At 44.3% G+C, this 20,644-nt stretch carries 13 protein-coding genes; 8 read left to right on the top strand and 5 right to left on the bottom strand.

Features of this window, described 5'->3' with window-relative positions:
- Window positions 1-84 precede the first annotated feature (84 nt).
- From thiC to thiH, 6 genes are all read left to right on the top strand, one after another.
- On the top strand, window positions 85-2,055 hold the full coding sequence (gene thiC, locus AB6N04_RS18415; protein WP_369309672.1) for a phosphomethylpyrimidine synthase ThiC: 1,971 nt from the start codon (window positions 85-87) through the stop codon (window positions 2,053-2,055).
- Entirely contained in the window at window positions 2,039-2,704 is a 666-nt protein-coding gene (thiE, locus tag AB6N04_RS18410) for a thiamine phosphate synthase (RefSeq protein WP_369309671.1), read from the top strand. Before thiC ends, thiE begins: the two co-directional genes overlap by 17 nt.
- A 69-nt stretch (window positions 2,705-2,773) precedes the next feature.
- Window positions 2,774-3,532: a ThiF family adenylyltransferase gene (locus tag AB6N04_RS18405; RefSeq protein WP_369309670.1), complete on the top strand. Its 759-nt coding sequence runs from the start codon at window positions 2,774-2,776 to the stop codon at window positions 3,530-3,532.
- Window positions 3,520-3,720, top strand: a complete 201-nt coding sequence (gene thiS, locus AB6N04_RS18400; RefSeq protein WP_369309669.1) for a sulfur carrier protein ThiS — start codon at window positions 3,520-3,522, stop codon at window positions 3,718-3,720. The genes AB6N04_RS18405 and thiS overlap by 13 nt, the downstream gene beginning before the upstream one ends.
- A 2-nt stretch (window positions 3,721-3,722) precedes the next feature.
- On the top strand, window positions 3,723-4,493 hold the full coding sequence (locus tag AB6N04_RS18395) for a thiazole synthase (RefSeq protein WP_369312175.1): 771 nt from the start codon (window positions 3,723-3,725) through the stop codon (window positions 4,491-4,493).
- Window positions 4,490-5,611, top strand: a complete 1,122-nt coding sequence (gene thiH, locus AB6N04_RS18390; protein ID WP_369309668.1) for a 2-iminoacetate synthase ThiH — start codon at window positions 4,490-4,492, stop codon at window positions 5,609-5,611. The genes AB6N04_RS18395 and thiH overlap by 4 nt, the downstream gene beginning before the upstream one ends.
- 61 nt (window positions 5,612-5,672) lie before the next feature.
- Here thiH and AB6N04_RS18385 read toward each other — a convergent pair whose 3' ends face one another.
- Window positions 5,673-5,918, bottom strand: a complete 246-nt coding sequence (locus AB6N04_RS18385) for a plasmid stabilization protein (RefSeq protein ID WP_369309667.1) — start codon at window positions 5,916-5,918, stop codon at window positions 5,673-5,675.
- Window positions 5,919-5,955: 37 nt separating this feature from the next.
- Window positions 5,956-7,257 carry a uracil/xanthine transporter gene (locus AB6N04_RS18380; RefSeq protein WP_369309666.1) on the bottom strand — a complete coding sequence of 434 codons (1,302 nt, stop codon included), beginning with the start codon at window positions 7,255-7,257 and terminating at the stop codon, window positions 5,956-5,958.
- 790 nt (window positions 7,258-8,047) lie between these two features.
- On the opposite strand from AB6N04_RS18380, the gene pepT reads away from it, so the two are divergent.
- On the top strand, window positions 8,048-9,301 hold the full coding sequence (pepT, locus tag AB6N04_RS18375; protein ID WP_369309665.1) for a peptidase T: 1,254 nt from the start codon (window positions 8,048-8,050) through the stop codon (window positions 9,299-9,301).
- Window positions 9,298-10,671: a C4-dicarboxylate transporter DcuC gene (gene dcuC / locus AB6N04_RS18370; RefSeq protein WP_369309664.1), complete on the top strand. Its 1,374-nt coding sequence runs from the start codon at window positions 9,298-9,300 to the stop codon at window positions 10,669-10,671. Before pepT ends, dcuC begins: the two co-directional genes overlap by 4 nt.
- 75 nt (window positions 10,672-10,746) lie before the next feature.
- Here the strand turns inward: dcuC and AB6N04_RS18365 are convergent, their stop codons facing one another.
- The 3 genes from AB6N04_RS18365 to rpoB all read right to left on the bottom strand — a co-directional run bounded on the left by AB6N04_RS18365 (window position 10,747) and on the right by rpoB (window position 20,573).
- Window positions 10,747-11,706 (bottom strand): VWA domain-containing protein, encoded by a 960-nt coding sequence (locus AB6N04_RS18365; protein ID WP_369309663.1) that lies wholly within the window; start codon window positions 11,704-11,706, stop codon window positions 10,747-10,749.
- A gap of 509 nt (window positions 11,707-12,215) precedes the next feature.
- Window positions 12,216-16,436 (bottom strand): DNA-directed RNA polymerase subunit beta', encoded by a 4,221-nt coding sequence (gene rpoC, locus AB6N04_RS18360; RefSeq protein ID WP_369309662.1) that lies wholly within the window; start codon window positions 16,434-16,436, stop codon window positions 12,216-12,218.
- A gap of 108 nt (window positions 16,437-16,544) precedes the next feature.
- Window positions 16,545-20,573: a DNA-directed RNA polymerase subunit beta gene (gene rpoB, locus AB6N04_RS18355; RefSeq protein ID WP_369309661.1), complete on the bottom strand. Its 4,029-nt coding sequence runs from the start codon at window positions 20,571-20,573 to the stop codon at window positions 16,545-16,547.
- Between the last annotated feature and the right edge of the window lie 71 nt (window positions 20,574-20,644).

The following is a 20,644-nucleotide window of genomic DNA, read 5'->3' as shown; positions in this document are numbered from 1 at the left end:
CCGAACTCCTGACAAGCAACTTTCTTTCGATAAACCCGCTAGATGCCCTTTGCATCATAGCCGTGACAATGTCAGGAAATTGCTATGTCCAATATTACAAATAACGTTATACCTACCACTGATTTATCCCCTCAAGCCGCACCTGCTCGCACTCGTAAAGCCCAACGTGACGCCGCTGAAAACTTCATCAATACCGTTTCTGGGGTTTCATTTCCTAACTCGGTACGTATTTACCTGCAAGGTTCAAGAGACGATATCCAAGTCCCGATGCGAGAAATCCAACTATCGCCAACCTTAATTGGTGGTGACAAAGACAATCCGCAATTTGAAGATAACGAGCCCGTTCCTATCTATGACACGTCAGGCCCCTACGGCGACCCAAATTCAGAACTCAATGTGCACAAAGGGCTGAAAAAAATTCGCGCACCGTGGATACAAGAACGTTTAGATACCACTGAAGTCGAAAACCTCAGTTCAGACTTCACACAACAGCGTCTTGCCGATGCCGGTCTTGACCACTTGCGCTTTAATAACCGCCCGCGCCCATTAAAAGCACAACCTAACAAGTGCGTCACCCAACTTCACTATGCACGTAAAGGTATCATCACGCCAGAAATGGAGTTTATCGCCATTCGCGAAAATATGGGGCGTGAACGTATTCGTGGCGAAGTTTTGCTGCAACAACATTCTGGGCAAAGCTTTGGGGCGAATTTACCGGAAAACATTACCCCTGAGTTTGTTCGCCAAGAAGTCGCCGCAGGTCGCGCTATCATCCCTGCGAATATCAATCACCCAGAATCTGAGCCGATGATTATTGGCCGTAATTTCTTAGTAAAAGTAAACGCCAATATTGGCAACTCGTCCGTCACTTCATCCATCGAAGAAGAAGTGGAAAAGCTGATCTGGTCAACTCGCTGGGGGGCAGATACGGTGATGGATTTGTCCACAGGACGCTATATTCACGAAACCCGTGAATGGATTTTACGTAATAGCCCAGTGCCAATCGGTACAGTGCCAATCTACCAAGCCCTTGAAAAAGTCAATGGCATCGCGGAAAACCTCACATGGGAAATGTTCCGCGATACATTATTAGAACAAGCTGAGCAAGGTGTTGACTACTTTACTATCCATGCTGGCGTCTTACTACGCTATGTGCCTATGACAGCTAAACGTTTGACGGGGATTGTTTCACGCGGCGGCTCCATCATGGCTAAATGGTGTTTATCTCATCACCAAGAAAACTTCCTATACGAACACTTCCGCGAAATCTGTGAAATTTGTGCCGCTTACGATGTTTCTTTGTCATTAGGTGATGGTTTACGTCCAGGCTCAATCCAAGATGCCAACGATGAAGCGCAATTTGCCGAACTTCATACCCTTGGCGAGCTGACCAAAATTGCGTGGGAATATGACGTCCAAGTGATGATTGAAGGCCCCGGCCACGTGCCGATGCAAATGATCCGCCGCAATATGACAGAAGAATTAGAACATTGCCACGAAGCCCCATTCTATACTTTAGGGCCACTCACCACTGATATTGCACCGGGCTATGACCATTTCACCTCCGGTATCGGTGCCGCCATGATCGGCTGGTTCGGCTGTGCAATGTTGTGCTATGTCACCCCTAAAGAGCATTTAGGGTTGCCCAATAAAGAGGACGTAAAACAGGGATTAATCACCTATAAGATCGCGGCTCATGCAGCTGATCTCGCCAAAGGCCATCCAGGTGCACAAATTCGTGACAATGCCATGTCCAAAGCACGTTTCGAATTCCGCTGGGAAGACCAATTTAACTTAGCATTAGATCCAGAAACCGCGCGTAAATATCACGATGAAACCTTACCACAAGCCTCCGGAAAAATTGCTCATTTCTGTTCAATGTGCGGTCCCAAATTCTGCTCAATGAAGATATCCCAAGAAGTACGTGATTATGCTGCGCAAAAAGAGGCGGGAATGGAACAAATGTCTGAAGCCTTTCGTGCCCATGGTAGCGAGCTATACCATAGCGCAGAAATTATGAATCCAGAGGTCACTGATAATGAAAAAATCGCCTAACGCTATTATTACGCCCGGATCGCCATTTCCAAAGACCGAACAATATCTCGGTCTTTACCCTGTTGTCGATTCTGTTGAATGGATCGAACGTTTGCTTAATGTGGGCGTTTCCACTCTTCAATTACGCATCAAAGACAAAGCGGATGCGGAAGTACGCGACGATATTCAAAAAGCCATTGCTCTGGGTAAAAAACATAACGCACGATTATTTATCAACGACTATTGGCGCTTAGCCGTAGAGTTTGGGGCCTACGGCGTACACCTTGGTCAAGAAGATTTGGAAACGGCAGATTTGCTGGCTATACACCAAGCAGGTCTTCGGTTAGGTATCTCCACTCACGATGAACATGAGTTAGCCATCGCAAAATCCGTGCGCCCCTCGTATATCGCAATGGGGCATATTTTCCCCACACAAACCAAAGAGATGCCGTCATCTCCACAAGGACTAGATACGCTCAAAGCGATGGTGGAAGCAACGCCTGATTACCCAACAGTTGCCATTGGCGGAATATCGATTGACCGTGTACCGGCTGTTTTAGCAACAGGGGTTGGTAGTGTGGCACTCGTCAGTGCTATCACCAAAGCGAATGATTGGCGAGCAGCGACTGAAACGTTACTGAATTTAATTGAGCGTCATCGCGCCAGTTAACTAACAATCAAATGATTAGCCGTGTATTTAGTAACAGAAATACACGGCTGATAGTTCGAGGATTTAATCATGTTAAATGATCAAGAATTCATGCGTTACAGCCGCCAGCTATTACTTGAGGACATTAGCCCTGAAGGGCAACAAAAACTAAAGAATAGCAAAGTACTGATTGTCGGATTAGGTGGGTTAGGCTCCCCTGCGTCCCTCTATCTCGCGGGTGCAGGGGTCGGCGAATTATGGCTAGCAGACCACGATGATTTACATGTTTCTAATTTACAAAGACAAGTACTTTACGGTACTGATGACATCAACCAATCAAAAGCTCAGCTTGCCGTCAATAGGCTTCATCAACTCAATCCGCTAGTAAACACCCGTGCGATAGCGCAGAAATTAGAGGTTGAAACATTAATGCCTCTTGTCGAGCAGGTCGATTTAGTCCTCGATTGCTGCGATAACATGGTAACCCGCCATGCCGTCAATGCCGCCTGTGTGATGACGAATACCCCATTAGTCAGTGGTAGCGCCGTCGGTTTTGGGGGGCAACTGATGGTACTTGAGCCACCGTTTAGCGCAGGCTGTTACGCTTGCCTTTATCCCGACCAAGGCGAACCTGAACGCAACTGCCGCACCGCGGGTGTATTGGGTCCTGTCGTTGGGGTTATCGGGACGCTGCAAGCCCTTGAAGCCGTTAAATTACTTGTCGGATTACCTTCATCCTTAAGCGGGAAATTACGCTTATTTGATGGAAAACAACAACAATGGCATACCTTGCAACTGACCCCGTCGTTGCAATGTCCAATTTGTCGGGAAGAAGCATGCATATCCTAATTAATGACCAAAATATGGTGTTTGATGCGCCGCTGACCGTCAATCAATTGTTTGAGGCGCTAGGGCGCAGCACGGTAGGGACAGCACTGGCCATCAATCAAGTGATCATTCCAAAGAGTCAATGGGATACACATCTCATCAATGACCAAGACAATATTTTGTTATTTCAAGCTATCGCTGGGGGCTAATGATGTTAAAAATCGCCGATTTTACCTTTCAATCACGCCTATTTACAGGAACAGGTAAATTTGCCAATGCCACGTTAATGCAAGACGCCATTCAAGCCTCTGGCAGTCAATTGGTCACTATGGCCATGAAACGCATTAATTTACGCGGGGATGATGATGGCATTTTACAACCACTTCAATCAATTGGCGTAAAACTTCTGCCTAATACATCAGGGGCAAAAAATGCCCATGAGGCCGTGTTTGCTGCCCGCCTTGCTCGAGAAGCGTTGGGGACTAATTGGATCAAACTCGAAATTCATCCTGACATGCGTTACTTATTGCCTGATCCTATCGAAACATTGCTCGCTGCGGAGCAACTCGTTAAAGAAGGGTTTGTGGTATTGCCTTATTGCAGTGCAGACCCTGTGTTATGTCGTCGTCTTGAAGAGGTTGGCTGCGCTGCGGTGATGCCATTAGGCGCGCCTATTGGCACCAATAAAGGCTTAGCCACCAAAGAGATGCTGCGGATTATCATAGAGCAAGCCACTGTACCTGTCGTGGTGGATGCAGGAATTGGCGCACCAAGCCACGCCGCAGAAGCCATCGAGATGGGCGCAGATGCGGTGCTGGTGAATACCGCGATTGCCGTTGCCAAGCAGCCGGTGTTAATGGCAAAAGCCTTTAAACTTGCCGTTGAAGCGGCCGAACTCGCTTATCAAAGCGGTTTAGCAGCTCCCAAACAGCAAGCGCAAGCGTCCAGCCCCTTGACCCATTTTTTGGGAGCACTGTCATGATCCCCAGTTTCCAAGAGCGCTTAAAGGCACTGAACTGGGACGATATCACGCTACGAATTCATAGCAAAACTGCCCAAGATGTGGAACAGGCTTTAACGAGCGATATTCTCACCCTCGACCATTTTATGGCGTTACTCTCCCCTGCGGGACGGCCTTATATTGAAGCGATGGCGCAAAAAGCGCAAAGACTCACTCGCCAACGCTTTGGTCATGCGATTGGGTTTTACGTCCCACTTTATTTATCAAACCTCTGCGCAAACGATTGTACTTATTGTGGTTTTTCGATGAGTAATAAAATCAAACGAAAAACACTGAATGATGCAGAGATCATTAATGAGTGTGAAACGCTGCGCAAAATTGGTTTTGATAGCTTATTATTGGTTACGGGGGAACACCAACATAAAGTGGGGATGGATTACTTCCGCCATACTTTACCCATTATTCGCCCTTATTTCAGTTCGTTAATGATGGAGGTGCAGCCTTTAAGCACTGATGAATATAAGGAACTAAAAATATTGGGATTAGATGGGGTGATGGTGTATCAAGAAACTTACCATGAGCCAACCTACCAATTACATCACCTCAAAGGCAAAAAGCAGGACTTTCACTGGCGTTTAGCTACACCTGAACGCCTTGGTGAAGCGGGAGTGGATAAAATCGGTCTTGGCGCATTAATTGGTTTATCCAATAGCTGGCGTACCGATTGTTATATGGTTGCCGAACATTTGCGCTTTTTGCAGCAATACTACTGGCAAAGCCGTTATTCTATCTCTTTTCCTCGCTTGCGCCCCTGTGCGGGGGGCGTTGAGCCTGCATCACTGATGGATGAAGCAGAATTGGTACAATTAATCTGCGCCTTTCGGTTACTTGCCCCCGATGTCGAGCTTTCACTGTCAACGCGCGAATCCCCCTATTTTCGCGATCATGTGGTGCCATTAGCGATTAATAATGTCAGTGCGGGCTCAAAAACCCAACCGGGTGGCTATGCCGATACCAAAGAAGAACTGGAACAGTTTTCACCAAATGATAACCGCAGTGCGGCACAAGTTGCACAAGCTTTGATACAAGCGGGACTACAGCCAGTTTGGAAAGATTGGGACGGCTATTTAGGACGTTAATATTCAATGGGCTAACATAAGGTTAGCCCATTAATTGCCAGTGTCTTAAGACATTTTTGTGTTAACGTTGATTAGAAGCCTGCCACTCCTTTAATGCACGTTTATCGAACTCGAGTTTAAAATCATCGAGATTTACCCTAACGGTATCGAGTGATTGTACACGCTCATCTGCAATTTTATTGAGCTTAGCATCTTCCGCTAGCGCCATAAACCACGCGGATAACTCAGGCGACACACAATAAAAAGCAGGTTCATTTCGATTAACAATAACAATAGAGTTGCCTTGAGCTTCAGCAATAATTTCCATTGGATTTTTTCAAATTAGCGATACTTACAACAGTATCCTAAGCGATTTTGTCCCACTTAATGGTATTTTCCAGAATTAATGCAAAAATAATCCCCATTAAAAGCCCATTACCTAATAGCGAACTAAACATTGTCGGTAAAGAATCCAATACAGCCGCAGGTGCAGACATTAAAAATATTCCGACAAAAATTGGCAGCGCTAAGCGGTAAATATTACGTGCATTTAATTTCATATCAGCCAGAAATGAAAATGATGAAAATAGCAGCGGCAGATAGGTGGCTAACATTACCGCACTCCCAATAGCAAGAGGCAGTGAACGGAAAAACTGCGTGAGTACCGCAACTCCCCCCACACATAAGAAAATAAGGCTGCCAATACTGAAAGACATGCGAGAACTGTCTTTTGTTTGAGTTATCAAGCCAATAGAGGATACAAAAGGTGAGAAAGGCACAATACCCAACGGCGCAGCAAGTACTGTTACAAAACCTGACATGATAAAACTACGCCGATATAGTGACTTAGTTGGTTGTGAATTTGGGTAAAAAACATCGGTTCCTCGCATCGCCCCAAAGGTATTTGAAGTATTCAGAATACCGGCAAAAATAGCAGTTAAAATAATACTCACACTCACTTCATCGGATTTACCAAGCGGAAAAAGCGTCCACGAAGACGACAGTACGGGTAATGTATTATTGTCAAACAACATGCTATACGCAGCCCAACCAATAATTGTACCGATTAACAGCGCATAGTTACTGATGCTCACAGGTAAATAAATAATAATCCCGATGACCAAAGCGAGTACGGCAAGAGCAAGGAAGAATACAGGGTAATTCACCGCAACCTCGGTACCTCCGACACCAAATGGAAGACCAAGCATCCCTTTTAAGAAGATGGTCACTAGTTGGGCACCAAGTAAAAACATAAAAACAACTAGCACCCCCGGTTTAAATAAACTGGCAAGCCAACCGCCTAGACCGCTTAATCCAATGAATATCGTGATAATACCTGAGAAAAAAATCCCAATAGCCAGACTCCAACCAATAGTATCAAGCGCTGTTCCCTGCATCGATTCAGATAGAGTGACGGTTAAAATCGTCGCCCACCATAGTCCTGTCGGCCCCTCCATTACTGACCTTTTATGACCGAGAAAAGCTTGTAACAAACAGGCTAAAGCAGTTAATAAAAATGAATATTGTGTAATGGTAAAAGTAGCCTGCTCCGATAAATGAAACGCAGATTGTAATGTTGGCGGGATCACCACTGTGTTACAAAAAATAAAAAAGAACCATTGAAAGCCAGAAATAATATTATTTTTTTTAATGTTAATTGAACCCATGTTTATTCCTTGCCTAACTTTATTAAACACATATTAGGAAGAGCCCACTTCAGCTTTCTTTTTATTTAGTTAAGTCAACTCGCTAGGCATCTATTTGCATCATGTCAAAAAAACACCTTAGATTCCATTAAAATAAAACGTTAAACTACGGTATATTTGGTTTTATGGTTTAACATTAGCTATCAATCTATTTTATCTATTCATAAATAGATATTAATAATAAAATTAAACACTGTTTTTTTTGCTTATCGAAAACCAAGTAAACATACTTAAGCATTGATTATTATCGCAACAAATTTATGAGCAATTGAGCCTCACCGCATTAATTTTGGTGTTAAATACTGAAAACACCACCTTAACCATTAGTTAATAGCTGACTAAAGAGATATTTTATTTTACTAAAATCAAAATAAAAACTTAGAAATAAAATTTAAAATTAATTTAACTTATCTAACTCAGTTTATTGGTAAATAGATTTTGGATAGGTAAGAATAATATCAAATGTTAAATAAAAAAACATAATAGAGGGATCTATTACGCTTTAATATCAATAAATTAACATTATCAAATAAGAGTGGTATAAAGTTGCGCATTTTAATTCATTACACGAATAAAGCTAGTATTAATTATTAATTTTATATTCTCTCTAACATTTTTTAAAAAAATTCTACAGGTCGGATATTCAGGCTCTCTTTAGTTGTGATACAAGAATAATACTGTGAAATGAGATTACAAACACAGCGATAACTAAAGTATAAAACATTCAAAATAATGCTGGAGCATGAGAATAATGAATATTGTTGACCGTTTTATTTCATACACCAAAGTGAATACCACCACTGATAGGGAAAAGGGTGCTGCGGGGATCATGCCATCCTCCGAAGGGCAGCGTGTGTTAGCTAAACAGCTCGTGCAAGAGCTAGAAGCGCTTGGGGTTGAAGATATTAAACTACGTGATACCGCCATTGTAACCGCTACGCTGCCATCTAACCTTGATTACGACGTCCCCACTGTCGCATTTTTTGGTCACTTAGATACAAGTGCGGAGCAAACTAATGACACTAAAGCACAAATTTTACCCTATACCGGTGAAGATCTGTGCATGAACAAAGAACTGAATATTTATTTACGTCAAAGTGAATTCCCTGAGCTGGTCAACTACATTGGTGATGACATCATTGTTACTGATGGAACCAGTTTATTAGGTGCCGATGATAAAGCTGCTATCGCTTCTATCATGGATATGCTGCAATACTTTAAACAGAACCCAGAGGTGAAACACGGTACCATCAAAGTGGGCTTCGTTCCCGATGAAGAACAGGGTCTACGTGGTGCAAAAGTGTTTGATGTCAAAGAGTTTGGCGCTGATTTTGCCTATACACTCGACTGCTGTGGTATTGGTGAGCTCGTGTATGAGAACTGGAATGCGGGTGATGCAGAAATTATCTTTACGGGTAAATCGGCCCACCCAATGTCTGCGAAAGGAAAATTAGTCAACTCGCTGCTGATGGCTCAAAAATTTATTGCCATGCTCCCAGGTGGCGAAGCACCTGAGTATACCGAAGGTCGCGAGGGCTATTACTGGGTTAAACAAATGTCCGGAAATAGCGCACGTACTGTGTTAAAAATGGACGTTCGTGACTTTACCGAAGAAGGCTACCGTGCACGTATGGCTTTCTTGAAAAAACTGGCTGAAAACTGTGAAGCATTGTGGGGTAAAGAAAGTGTGGTTTGCAAATTAGCCGATCGCTATTCTAACGTGTATAACAGCCTACAAGGTGAGAACCGCTACCCAATTGACATTGCTATCGATGCTTATCAAGCCTGTGGTATTACACCGAAAGTTATCCCAATGCGTGGGGGCTATGATGGTGCGGCGCTATCGCAAAATGGCTTACCTTGTCCAAATATTTTCACTGGTGCTCATAATTTCCACTCCATCTATGAATACCTCCCGGTGAAATCCCTATATGCAGCTAGCGATGTTTTAAAACAAGTCGTCCAGATCACTGCTGAACGCTTCAAACCAGGAGCAAAAGCATGATCCCAATTCTAACGGTTCTGATTATCGTTGTTTTGGTTGCACGGTTTATTTTGAAGGGCTACAAAGCAGAACCCGTATTATTCATTGCGGGTTTAGCATTGATGATCTTCACCATGGTATTGGGTTGGGGACCAATTCTACCTAAAAACGTTGCAACAACAGGAATAACGTGGCTCGACCCATTTGAAGTCATGCGCGATCTTTTCAGTAGTCGTGCGGCAGATCTTGGCTTAATGATCATGGCATTGATGGGATTTGCACAATATATGGATCATATTGGCGCAAATGAAGCGGTTGTACGTGTTGCCACTAAGCCACTAAAAAACATGCGCTCGCCCTATGTATTGCTGTTTTTCTCTTTTTTATTGGCAAGTATCCTACAGCTAGCTATCCCCTCCGCAACGGGCCTTGCTGTGTTACTGATGGGAACTATGTTTCCGATTATGATTGGGTTAGGCTTATCGCCTGCATCTGCAGCAGGGGTTATCGCCACCTCTCTCGGTGTTGCATATACGCCAACAGCGATTGATGCCATCCGTGGCGCGAAAGCGGTCGATATGTCTGTGGTTGAATATGTACTTTACTACCAAGGCCCTGCGGCATTAGCCACTGTGCTGGTGGTTGGTATTACCCATATTTTCTGGCAGCGCCATTGTGACCGTAAACAAGGTTTTGTGCCTGAGATCGGTAAAGCGGTTCAATCCCATGAGAAAGAAGAAGGTAAAAAATCTGTTCCAGGATATTATGCATTTCTTCCTATGTTACCAATCGTGATGGCGGTCGGTACATCCAATTTATTCTTTGCAGGTATTCATTTAGACGTAGTAACCATTGTGCTGATTGCGATGGCAATTTGTATGGTGATTGAAACTCTACGAGTACGTAACTTTAAATTGGTGTGTAATGGCTTCCAAACGTTCCTTAATGGAATGGGGCATGCTTTCAGCCATGTTGTTGGCTTATTAGTGGCAGCTGGGGTATTTGCCCACGGTATCAAAGTCAGTGGTGCAATCGACCAATTGATACTCGGTGCTGAGTCCGTTGGTTTACCACCGTTTGCTATGGCGATCGTCTTCGCTTTAGTGACACTGGCAGCGGCGATTATTATGGGCTCGGGTAATGCACCATTCTTAGCCTTTGTGGAGTTGATCCCGCAAATCGCCCATAGTATGGGAGTAAACCCGATTTCGATGATCTTGCCTATGCAGCAAGCTTCCCATATGGGACGCGGCATGTCCCCAGTTGCGGGGGTAATCATTGCTGTATCGAGTGGCGCAAAACTACAGCCTTTCGATGTGGTGAAACGCACCGCAGTACCGTTGATGGTCGGGTTTGTTGCCCACTGCGCAATTATTGGGATTTTTTATTAAGCTGTACAGTTTTAATACATCTAATTAACTAAAAGAGGGAAGCATTCCCTCTTTTTATGGATGGTGTATTGAACGCTACTTTTTACACTGACACTGTTTGTCCGTTATATCCTGTTTTTCTGATTGCTGCGAGCAACAAGAATCAATCGTTTTATTAATCACTTCAGATAGTTTATCGACAATTTTTATGATTGATGGCAAATGATCACAAACTGTCTCACAATTTGAGTTATCGTGTTTTGGTTTTACGGGGGGCGTTAAGCTATCACACAATATTTCTTGCAGTACCAACGCAAAATCTGCAATACCTGTCGTGTAAATATACGAGCGCCCATCTGTTTCTCTTGCTAACCTTTCATATTCTCTCGTCACGTTGTCTCTATCTGCCAACGTTGGAAAACGGTCTAGGTTAGTTAGGCTATCATCCGGCGTACCTTGGTAGGTATAGACTTTTATCCCTAATTCCTGCGCAACTCGAATAGCCTCATTGTTCTTTGCAATCGCTGCGCGAGTCAAAATCCCGCCGCCGCCTTCCATTCCTTCATCACCTAAAACAAAAATAGCTCTACGTGCATCTTCACGCCAATCAAAATGCTTGCTGATATCGATGACGGCACGGCAAAGATCTTCCTTATTTCCTGCATGATCTTTGCCATCCGATTCTTTAAAAGGCAATCTTGCTTGTAATTCTCTTTCATTTACCCCTAGTTTCATTAAATATTCACTGGCCGTTTGATCGAATTTAGTGCCTGCCCATGTACCTTCAATACCAAGGAATGTGGCGCGAAGATGGGATGGACATTTCATTGAAGCATTTGCAATTGTGGCATCTATTTGCTTACTTAAATCCCCTGCTTCATCAGCCATGGAGCCACTCGTATCAATGACCACAACTAAATCTAAAGCTATTGGCCCGCTTCCCGTAATGATCTGAGCGGTATTATTGGTTTGGCTCAAGGAGGGAAAGTCATTTTTGCTCGCCAAAGCTCCCTTTGTATTATCCTCGTTATTTCTATTATCTGAATGTTGATTCATAAATATATTCCTTAATCTTTAATAAGTTAGACTTATTTAAATTAATAACAATCGATTTCATTTAGAAAACGGAGTTTTATTATTTAATGAATTCAACCTTTTACCATTCCATAATAAATATAAAGCCATGATAAAAATTAACGCCAAAGATAATAATAAAATACAAACATCATATTATTTACAATGGATATTTATATCCCCCCTGCATATATATGACATTAAGCATATGTGCAAGGCAATATACGACGCTATCGCAATAAATTTTTGATCGTTTAGTTAATCTGTATCAACGACTGGCCTTAGCGAAAATATTTGGAGATCATAATAATAGAAAGGATATTAGATGATGAAACTGATTAGTCTGCACTTGATTTTAGCTGCTGGCTAGGCATTTTATCTCGCCAATTTAAAGTTAAAAAAATTATTTTATTCATTCTATTTTTAATATAAAAAAACCGGTACTTTTCAGTACCGGTTCTATTAATAATAACTTATAAGACTATCTTGCCTTAATTGTTATCGCTACTGAAACCTGCATTTAACAGTTCAGCTAAGTTCGCAGTTGCTTCATCCGCGCTAACTTGCGGTGCTTCCACAACGTCGTTCAGATGACGGCGACGGATACGGTCTTGGTGATACGCAAAACCAGTACCTGCTGGGATCAGACGTCCAACAATAACGTTTTCTTTCAGACCACGCAGCTCATCACGTTTACCAGCAACGGCGGCTTCTGTCAGTACGCGTGTTGTTTCTTGGAACGATGCTGCTGAGATAAAGGATTCTGTTGCCAGAGATGCTTTAGTAATACCCAACAGATCGCGTGCGTAAGTTGCTGGAATTTTACCTTCTTGTTCCAGTTTACGGTTAGAAACTTTAACACGTGAGTACTCAACTTGTTCACCTTCAAGGAATTCAGAACTTCCTGCATCCTCGATAGTCACTTTACGCAGCATCTGACGAACGATAACTTCGATATGTTTATCGTTTATCTTAACGCCTTGTAAGCGGTAAACTTCCTGAACCTCATTCGTGATATAACGCGTAACAGCATGGACACCACGCAGACGCAGAATATCATGTGGAGATTCTGGACCATCAGAAACCACGTCACCACGTTCAACGATCTCACCTTCGAACACGTTGAGTTGACGCCATTTAGGGATCATCTCTTCGTACGGTTCGCTACCATCTAATGGCGTGATAACCAGACGACGCTTACCTTTGGTTTCTTTACCAAACGAGATAATACCGCTGATTTCAGCCAAGATTGCAGGCTCTTTCGGACGACGTGCTTCAAACAAGTCAGCTACGCGTGGCAGACCCCCCGTGATATCTTTCGTACCCACAGATTCTTGTGGAATACGCGCTAAAGTATCACCGACATTGATAGCAATGCCATCGTCTAACTGGACAATTGCTTTACCCGGTAAGAAGTACTGAGCTGGCATGTCTGTGTTAGGAATAAGAACATCGTTACCTTTTGCATCAATTACACGTAGTGCAGGACGCAGGTCTTTACCACCACTGGTACGTTCAGCAGTATCCAGTACAACAATTGAAGACAGACCCGTTAATTCATCAGTCTGACGTGTCATTGTTTGACCATCAAGCATGTCAGAGAAGCTGATGAAACCAGAAACTTCACTGACAACTGGCATGGTATGTGGATCCCAGTTTGCAACTGTCTCGCCACCTGTTACCGCTGCGCCATCGCCTTTAGATAAGTGCGCACCATAAGGCACTTTGTAGCTTTCTTTCGTACGACCGAATTCGTCAATCAGACGCAATTCAGTATTACGTGAAGTAATCACCAGTTTGCCTTCTGAGTTGGTCACGAATTTCGCGTTAACCAGTTTCAGTGTACCTGTGTTACGTACTTGGATGCTAGATTCAGCTGCCGCACGAGATGCCGCACCACCGATGTGGAACGTACGCATCGTTAACTGTGTACCCGGCTCACCGATTGACTGTGCCGCGATAACACCGATAGCTTCACCTTTGTTAATGATATGACCACGAGCAAGGTCACGACCATAACAGTGAGCACACACACCAAAGTCTGTTTCACAGCTTACAACTGAACGCACTTTTACGCTGTCGACAGAGTTCGCTTCTAACAGGTCACACAGTTTTTCGTGTAGCAGAGTGTTACGTGGCACCAGAATGTCCGCTGTACCTGGGATCAGGATATCTTCAGCAGTCACACGACCCAGAACACGCTCACGCAGTGGTTCTTTAACGTCGCCACCCTCGATAACCGGAGTCATCAGGATACCTTCATGAGTTCCACAGTCGTCTTCAGTGACAACCAAGTCCTGCGCAACGTCAACTAAACGACGAGTCAGATAACCGGAGTTCGCTGTTTTCAATGCGGTATCGGCAAGACCTTTACGCGCACCGTGCGTCGAAATAAAGTACTGGAGAACGTTCAGACCTTCACGGAAGTTTGCCGTGATTGGTGTTTCGATGATGGAGCCATCTGGCTTAGCCATCAGACCACGCATACCCGCTAACTGACGGATCTGAGCAGCGGAACCACGAGCACCGGAGTCGGCCATCATAAAGATACTGTTGAAAGAAACTTGTTGTTCTTCGACACCATCACGGTTAATCACCGCTTCAGTCGACAAGTTTTCCATCATCGCTTTAGCAACACGTTCGTTTGCCGCAGCCCAGATATCGATAACTTTGTTGTAACGTTCACCTGCTGTTACCAGACCAGACTGGAACTGTTCCTGAATTTCTGCAACTTCGGCTTCCGCTTCGGCGATAATTCCTGCTTTTTTCTCAGGAATAACCATATCGTCGATACCAACTGATGCACCTGAACGTGCCGCATAGGCAAATCCGGTATACATGATTTGGTCAGCAAAAATAACCGTAGGTTTCAGTCCCAGAACACGGTAACAGGTGTTCAGCATTTTAGAGATCGCTTTCTTACCTAACGCTTGGTTAACCAGCGAGTAAGGCAGACCTTTTGGTACGATCATCCATAAAATTGCACGACCAACAGTAGTGTCAACTAAACTTGTGTTGATTGTGATGTTACCTTCCGAATCTTTCACTTCTTCAGTGATACGGACTTTAACACGGGCATGCAATGAAGCATGACCTGAACGGTAAACACGCTCAGCTTCTTTAGGTCCGGCTAATACCATGCCTTCGCCTTTCGCGTTTACGCAGTCACGTGTCATGTAGTAAAGACCCAATACAACGTCCTGTGAAGGTACGATGATAGGCTCACCACTTGCCGGTGACAGGATGTTATTGGTTGACATCATCAACGCACGCGCTTCTAACTGAGCTTCCAGAGTCAGAGGAACGTGTACCGCCATTTGGTCTCCATCGAAGTCGGCGTTATATGCCGCACAAACGAGTGGATGCAACTGGATAGCTTTACCTTCGATCAAAATGGGTTCGAATGCTTGGATACCCAGACGGTGAAGTGTTGGTGCACGGTTCAGCATAACTGGGTGTTCGCGGATAACTTCATCCAAGATATCCCAAACAACCGCTTCTTCGCGCTCAACCATTTTCTTCGCCGCTTTGATGGTTGTTGCCAGACCACGTAATTCTAATTTGCCATAGATAAATGGTTTGAATAACTCAAGCGCCATTTTCTTCGGCAGACCGCACTGATGCAGACGCAGGTATGGACCTACGGTAATAACAGAACGACCTGAGTAGTCAACACGCTTACCAAGTAAGTTCTGACGGAAACGACCTTGTTTACCTTTGATCATATCAGCCAAAGATTTCAGAGGGCGTTTGTTAGAACCTGTGATAGCACGACCACGACGACCGTTATCTAACAGAGCATCAACCGCTTCTTGCAGCATACGTTTTTCGTTACGTACGATGATGTCTGGCGCAGCCAGATCCAGAAGACGTTTCAGACGGTTGTTACGGTTGATCACGCGACGATACAGATCATTCAGATCAGACGTTGCGAAACGGCCACCATCCAGTGGAACTAATGGACGCAGATCCGGTGGTAATACTGGCAACACATTTAAGATCATCCACTCAGGTTTGTTACCCGATTGAATGAATGCTTCCAACAGTTTAATGCGTTTAGTCAGCTTTTTACGCTTCGTTTCAGAGTTTGTTTCGTTTAACTCTTCGCGCAGCGTTTCACACTCGTTCTCAAGATCGAGGTTTTTCAGCAGGCCTTGGATAGCTTCCGCACCCATTTTCGCATCAAATTCGTCACCGAATTCTTCTAACGCATCAAGGTATTGCTCTTCTGTTAGAATTTGTCCGCGCTCAAGGCTAGTCATACCGCCTTCAACAACCACATAGGATTCAAAGTACAGAACGCGTTCGATATCACGCAGTGGCATATCAAGCAACAAACCGATACGAGATGGCAGTGATTTTAAGAACCAAATATGTGCAGTCGGAGATGCAAGTTCAATATGACCCATGCGCTCACGACGGACTTTGGTCTGTGTAACTTCAACGCCACACTTCTCACAAATCACACCGCGGTGTTTTAAACGTTTGTACTTACCGCACAGACATTCATAATCTTTTACTGGCCCGAAAATACGCGCACAGAAAAGACCATCACGCTCAGGTTTGAACGTACGGTAGTTAATGGTTTCTGGCTTTTTCACTTCACCGAATGACCATGAACGGATCATATCAGGTGATGCCAGAGCAATCTTGATAGCATCAAACTCTTCGGTCTTGGTTTGCGCTTTCAGAAACTTTATTAAGTCTTTCACAAAATGCTCCTGTCGGAGTTAGACCTGTTAGGTGAGTGTTCAAAGCCACTCTCCCCAAATCCCAGTGCTTACATAGGCCGGAAGGCGAACCTTCCGGCACAAAACGAATTACTCGTCTTCCAGCTCGATGTTGATACCCAGTGAGCGGATTTCTTTCAGCAATACGTTGAAAGATTCCGGCATACCAGGTTCCATCTGATGGCTGCCATCGACGATGTTTTTATACATCTTCGTACGGCCGTTAACGTCATCCGATTTAACTGTAAGCATTTCTTGAAGAGTATAGGCTGCACCGTATGCTTCCAGTGCCCACACTTCCATCTCCCCGAAACGCTGACCACCGAACTGCGCTTTACCACCCAGCGGTTGCTGAGTAACCAAGCTGTAAGAACCTGTTGAACGGGCGTGCATCTTATCGTCAACCAAGTGGTTCAGTTTCAGCATGTACATATAACCAACGGTAACTTGACGCTCGAATTTCTCGCCAGTACGACCATCGTATAATGTAATCTGACCTGATGTTGGCAGACCACCCAGTTTCAGCAGTTCTTTGATTTCTTTCTCTTTCGCACCATCAAACACTGGTGTTGCAATTGGCATCCCTTTTTTCAGGTTTTCAGCCAGACGCATAACTTCTTCGTCAGAGAAAGTGCTCAAGTCAACTTTCTGGCGTGGATCATCACCTAAATCGTAGGCTTTTTGGATAAATTCACGCAGTTTGGCAACTTCTTCCTGCTGTTTAAGCATAGCATTGATTTTCTCACCAATACCTTTTGCTGCCATTCCTAAGTGGGTTTCCAAAATCTGACCGATGTTCATACGTGATGGTACGCCCAGTGGGTTCAGAACGATGTCAACTGGGTTACCGTTTTCATCGTAAGGCATGTCTTCAACTGGGTTGATTTTTGAGATAACACCTTTGTTACCATGGCGACCTGCCATTTTATCACCCGGTTGGATCTGACGCTTAACTGCCAGATAAACCTTAACAATTTTCAGAACACCAGGTGCCAGATCATCACCTTGGGTGATCTTACGGCGTTTAGCATCAAGTTTTTTCTCGAACTCAGATTTCAGTTCGTCATACTGTTCAGCTAATTGCTCTAACTGATTTTGCTTCTCTTCGTCAGCTAAAGATAATTCTAACCAACGATCACGAGGCAATTTATCCAGTTTGTCAGCTTCAATTCCGCCGTTAACCAGTACAGAACGGATACGTGCAAACAGACCCGCTTCGAAAATACGCAGCTCTTCTGTTAAGTCTTTCTTCGCATCACGTAACTGAGTTTCTTCAATCTCTAATGCACGTTTGTCTTTCTCTACGCCATCACGGGTAAATACTTGTACGTCGATAACCGTACCAGAAACACCGTTAGGAACACGTAAAGAAGAGTCTTTAACGTCTGACGCTTTTTCACCAAAGATAGCACGCAGCAGTTTTTCTTCTGGAGTTAACTGGGTTTCACCTTTTGGTGTCACTTTACCAACCAGAATGTCGCCGCCTTTCACTTCTGCACCGATATAAACAATACCAGATTCATCCAGTTTAGAAAGTGCAGCCTCACCGACGTTTGGAATATCCGCAGTGATTTCTTCAGGCCCTAATTTGGTGTCACGAGACACACAAGAGAGTTCCTGAATGTGGATCGTTGTGAAACGGTCTTCTTGAACAACACGCTCAGAAACTAAGATGGAGTCTTCGAAGTTATAACCATTCCATGGCATGAATGCCACGCGCATGTTTTGACCCAGTGCTAATTCGCCGAGGTCTGTTGAAGGACCATCCGCTAACACATCACCACGTTCAACTGGCTCACCTAAAGACACACAAGGCATCTGGCTAATACAGGTGTTCTGGTTAGAACGGGTATATTTAGTCAGGTTATAAATGTCGATTCCAGCTTCACCTGGATACATCTCATCTTCATTAACTTTGATAACGATACGAGAAGCATCAACGTACTGAACTGAACCACCACGTTTTGCAACCGCCGTTACACCAGAGTCAACCGCTACTGCACGCTCCATACCTGTACCGACTAATGGTTTATCAGCACGTAATGTAGGAACCGCTTGACGTTGCATGTTCGCACCCATCAATGCACGGTTGGCGTCATCGTGTTCAAGGAATGGGATCAGTGACGCACCAACAGAAACGACCTGTTGAGTCGAAACGTCCATATATTCAACCTGCTCACGATTGAATAGGCTCGATTCACCTTTGTTACGACAAGTCACTAGCTCTTCAATGAAGCTACCATCTTCACCTAATACGGTGTTCGCCTGAGCAATAATGAAGTTACCTTCTTCAATTGCAGACAGATAGTGGATTTCATCCGTCACTAAACCGTCACGAACTAAACGGTATGGGGTTTCTAAGAAACCGTACTCGTTAGTCTGTGCGTAAACAGACAATGAGTTGATCAGACCGATGTTTGGACCTTCAGGGGTTTCGATTGGACATACACGACCATAGTGAGTTGGGTGTACGTCACGTACTTCAAAGCCCGCACGTTCACGAGTCAGACCGCCTGGGCCTAATGCAGAGATACGACGTTTGTGCGTAATTTCAGACAGAGGGTTGTTCTGGTCCATAAATTGAGACAACTGGCTGGAACCAAAGAACTCTTTGACTGCCGCTGAAATTGGCTTAGCGTTGATCATATCTTGTGGCATTAATGCATCAAGGTCGCCCAGAGAAAGACGCTCTTTCACTGCACGCTCAACACGAACCAGACCCACACGGAATTGGTTCTCTGCCATCTCGCCAACGGAACGAATACGACGGTTACCTAAGTGGTCGATGTCATCGACTTCGCCTTTACCGTTACGGATATCGATGAGTTTGCGCATCACCTCGATGATGTCTTCTTCACTCAGGATACCAGAACCTTCGATTTCATCGCGATTCAGTGAACGGTTGAATTTCATACGACCCACAGCAGACAAGTCGTAACGATCTTCAGAGAAGAACAGGTTTTCGAACAAGTTTTCTGCCGCTTCACGGGTCGGTGGCTCACCAGGACGCATCATGCGGTAGATTTCTACCAATGCACTCAGACGGTCGTTAGTTGGGTCGATACGAACGGTTTCAGAAATGTAAGCACCGTGGTCTAAGTCATTGGTAAACAATGTTTCGATTGTTTTGTGACCCGCTTGGCTCAGACGTGCCAACATGTCTAAAGAAAGTTCCATGTTCGCTGCACAAATCAGCTCACCGGTACTTTCATCGATGTAATCTCTTGCAACGACTTTACCTGCGATATATTCAACAGGGACTTCGATGCTGTTTATTTCTTCTTTTTCTAACTGACGAATATGACGTGCAGTGATACGGCGGCCTTTTTCAACATAGACTTTGCCATTCGCTTCGATATCAAAAGAAGCAGTTTCACCACGTAGACGCTCAGGAACCAGCGTCATCATCAGTTTATTATCACGGATTTGGAATACCGTTTTTTCGAAGAATAGGTTTAAGATTTCTTCGGTATTGTAATCCATTGCACGCAGAATAATGGTCGCAGGTAATTTACGGCGACGGTCAATACGTACAAATAGGTTATCTTTCGGGTCAAATTCGAAATCAAGCCATGAACCACGGTAAGGGATAATACGTGCGTTATACAGCACTTTACCTGATGAGTGCGTTTTACCTTTATCGCTATCGAAGAATACACCTGGACTACGGTGTAACTGAGATACGATAACACGCTCAGTACCGTTGATAACGAAAGTTCCGTTTTCAGTCATGAGCGGAATTTCACCCATGTAGACTTCTTGCTCTTTGATGTCTTTAACGGTGCCTTCTGGTGCTTCACGCTCATACACGATGAGACGTAATTTAACACGCAGAGGAGCAGAATAAGTCACACCGCGAATTTGACATTCTTTAACATCAAAAACAGGCTCGCCTAAACGATAGCTGACATATTGCAGTTCAGCGTTACCGCTGTAGCTCTGAATTGGAAACACAGAACGGAAAGCTGCTTCCAGCCCATTCTGGCCATCTGGATCTTGCTCGATAAACTTCTGGAACGAGTCAAGTTGGATAGAAAGGAGGTAAGGTATGTCCAAAACTTGTGGACGTTTACCAAAGTCCTTACGAATACGTTTTTTCTCGGTATAGGAGTAAACCATAGGTTTCCTCAGCTCGTTGATCAGTGACCCAAGTGGTTCGCTCTTAGAATAAGAGACTGAACCGCAACGCG

It is taken from the genome of Providencia rettgeri (genome assembly GCF_041075285.1).
GTDB classification, from domain to species: domain Bacteria; phylum Pseudomonadota; class Gammaproteobacteria; order Enterobacterales; family Enterobacteriaceae; genus Providencia; species Providencia rettgeri_G.
The sequence above is the reverse complement of the archived record's forward strand: the minus strand, read 5'-3'. Positions and strand labels throughout refer to the sequence as shown.

Excerpts from the sequence above, each read along its gene's own strand:
- thiC (WP_369309672.1), top strand. The coding sequence starts at position 85 with ATGTCCAATATTACAAATAACGTTATACCTACCACTGATTTATCCCCT.
- thiE (WP_369309671.1), top strand. The coding sequence starts at position 2,039 with ATGAAAAAATCGCCTAACGCTATTATTACGCCCGGATCGCCATTTCCA.
- AB6N04_RS18405 (WP_369309670.1), top strand. The coding sequence starts at position 2,774 with ATGTTAAATGATCAAGAATTCATGCGTTACAGCCGCCAGCTATTACTT.
- thiS (WP_369309669.1), top strand. The coding sequence starts at position 3,520 with ATGCATATCCTAATTAATGACCAAAATATGGTGTTTGATGCGCCGCTG.
- AB6N04_RS18395 (WP_369312175.1), top strand. The coding sequence starts at position 3,723 with ATGTTAAAAATCGCCGATTTTACCTTTCAATCACGCCTATTTACAGGA.
- thiH (WP_369309668.1), top strand. The coding sequence starts at position 4,490 with ATGATCCCCAGTTTCCAAGAGCGCTTAAAGGCACTGAACTGGGACGAT.
- AB6N04_RS18385 (WP_369309667.1), bottom strand. The coding sequence starts at position 5,918 with ATGGAAATTATTGCTGAAGCTCAAGGCAACTCTATTGTTATTGTTAAT.
- AB6N04_RS18380 (WP_369309666.1), bottom strand. The coding sequence starts at position 7,257 with ATGGGTTCAATTAACATTAAAAAAAATAATATTATTTCTGGCTTTCAA.
- pepT (WP_369309665.1), top strand. The coding sequence starts at position 8,048 with ATGAATATTGTTGACCGTTTTATTTCATACACCAAAGTGAATACCACC.
- dcuC (WP_369309664.1), top strand. The coding sequence starts at position 9,298 with ATGATCCCAATTCTAACGGTTCTGATTATCGTTGTTTTGGTTGCACGG.
- AB6N04_RS18365 (WP_369309663.1), bottom strand. The coding sequence starts at position 11,706 with ATGAATCAACATTCAGATAATAGAAATAACGAGGATAATACAAAGGGA.
- rpoB (WP_369309661.1), bottom strand. The coding sequence starts at position 20,573 with ATGGTTTACTCCTATACCGAGAAAAAACGTATTCGTAAGGACTTTGGT.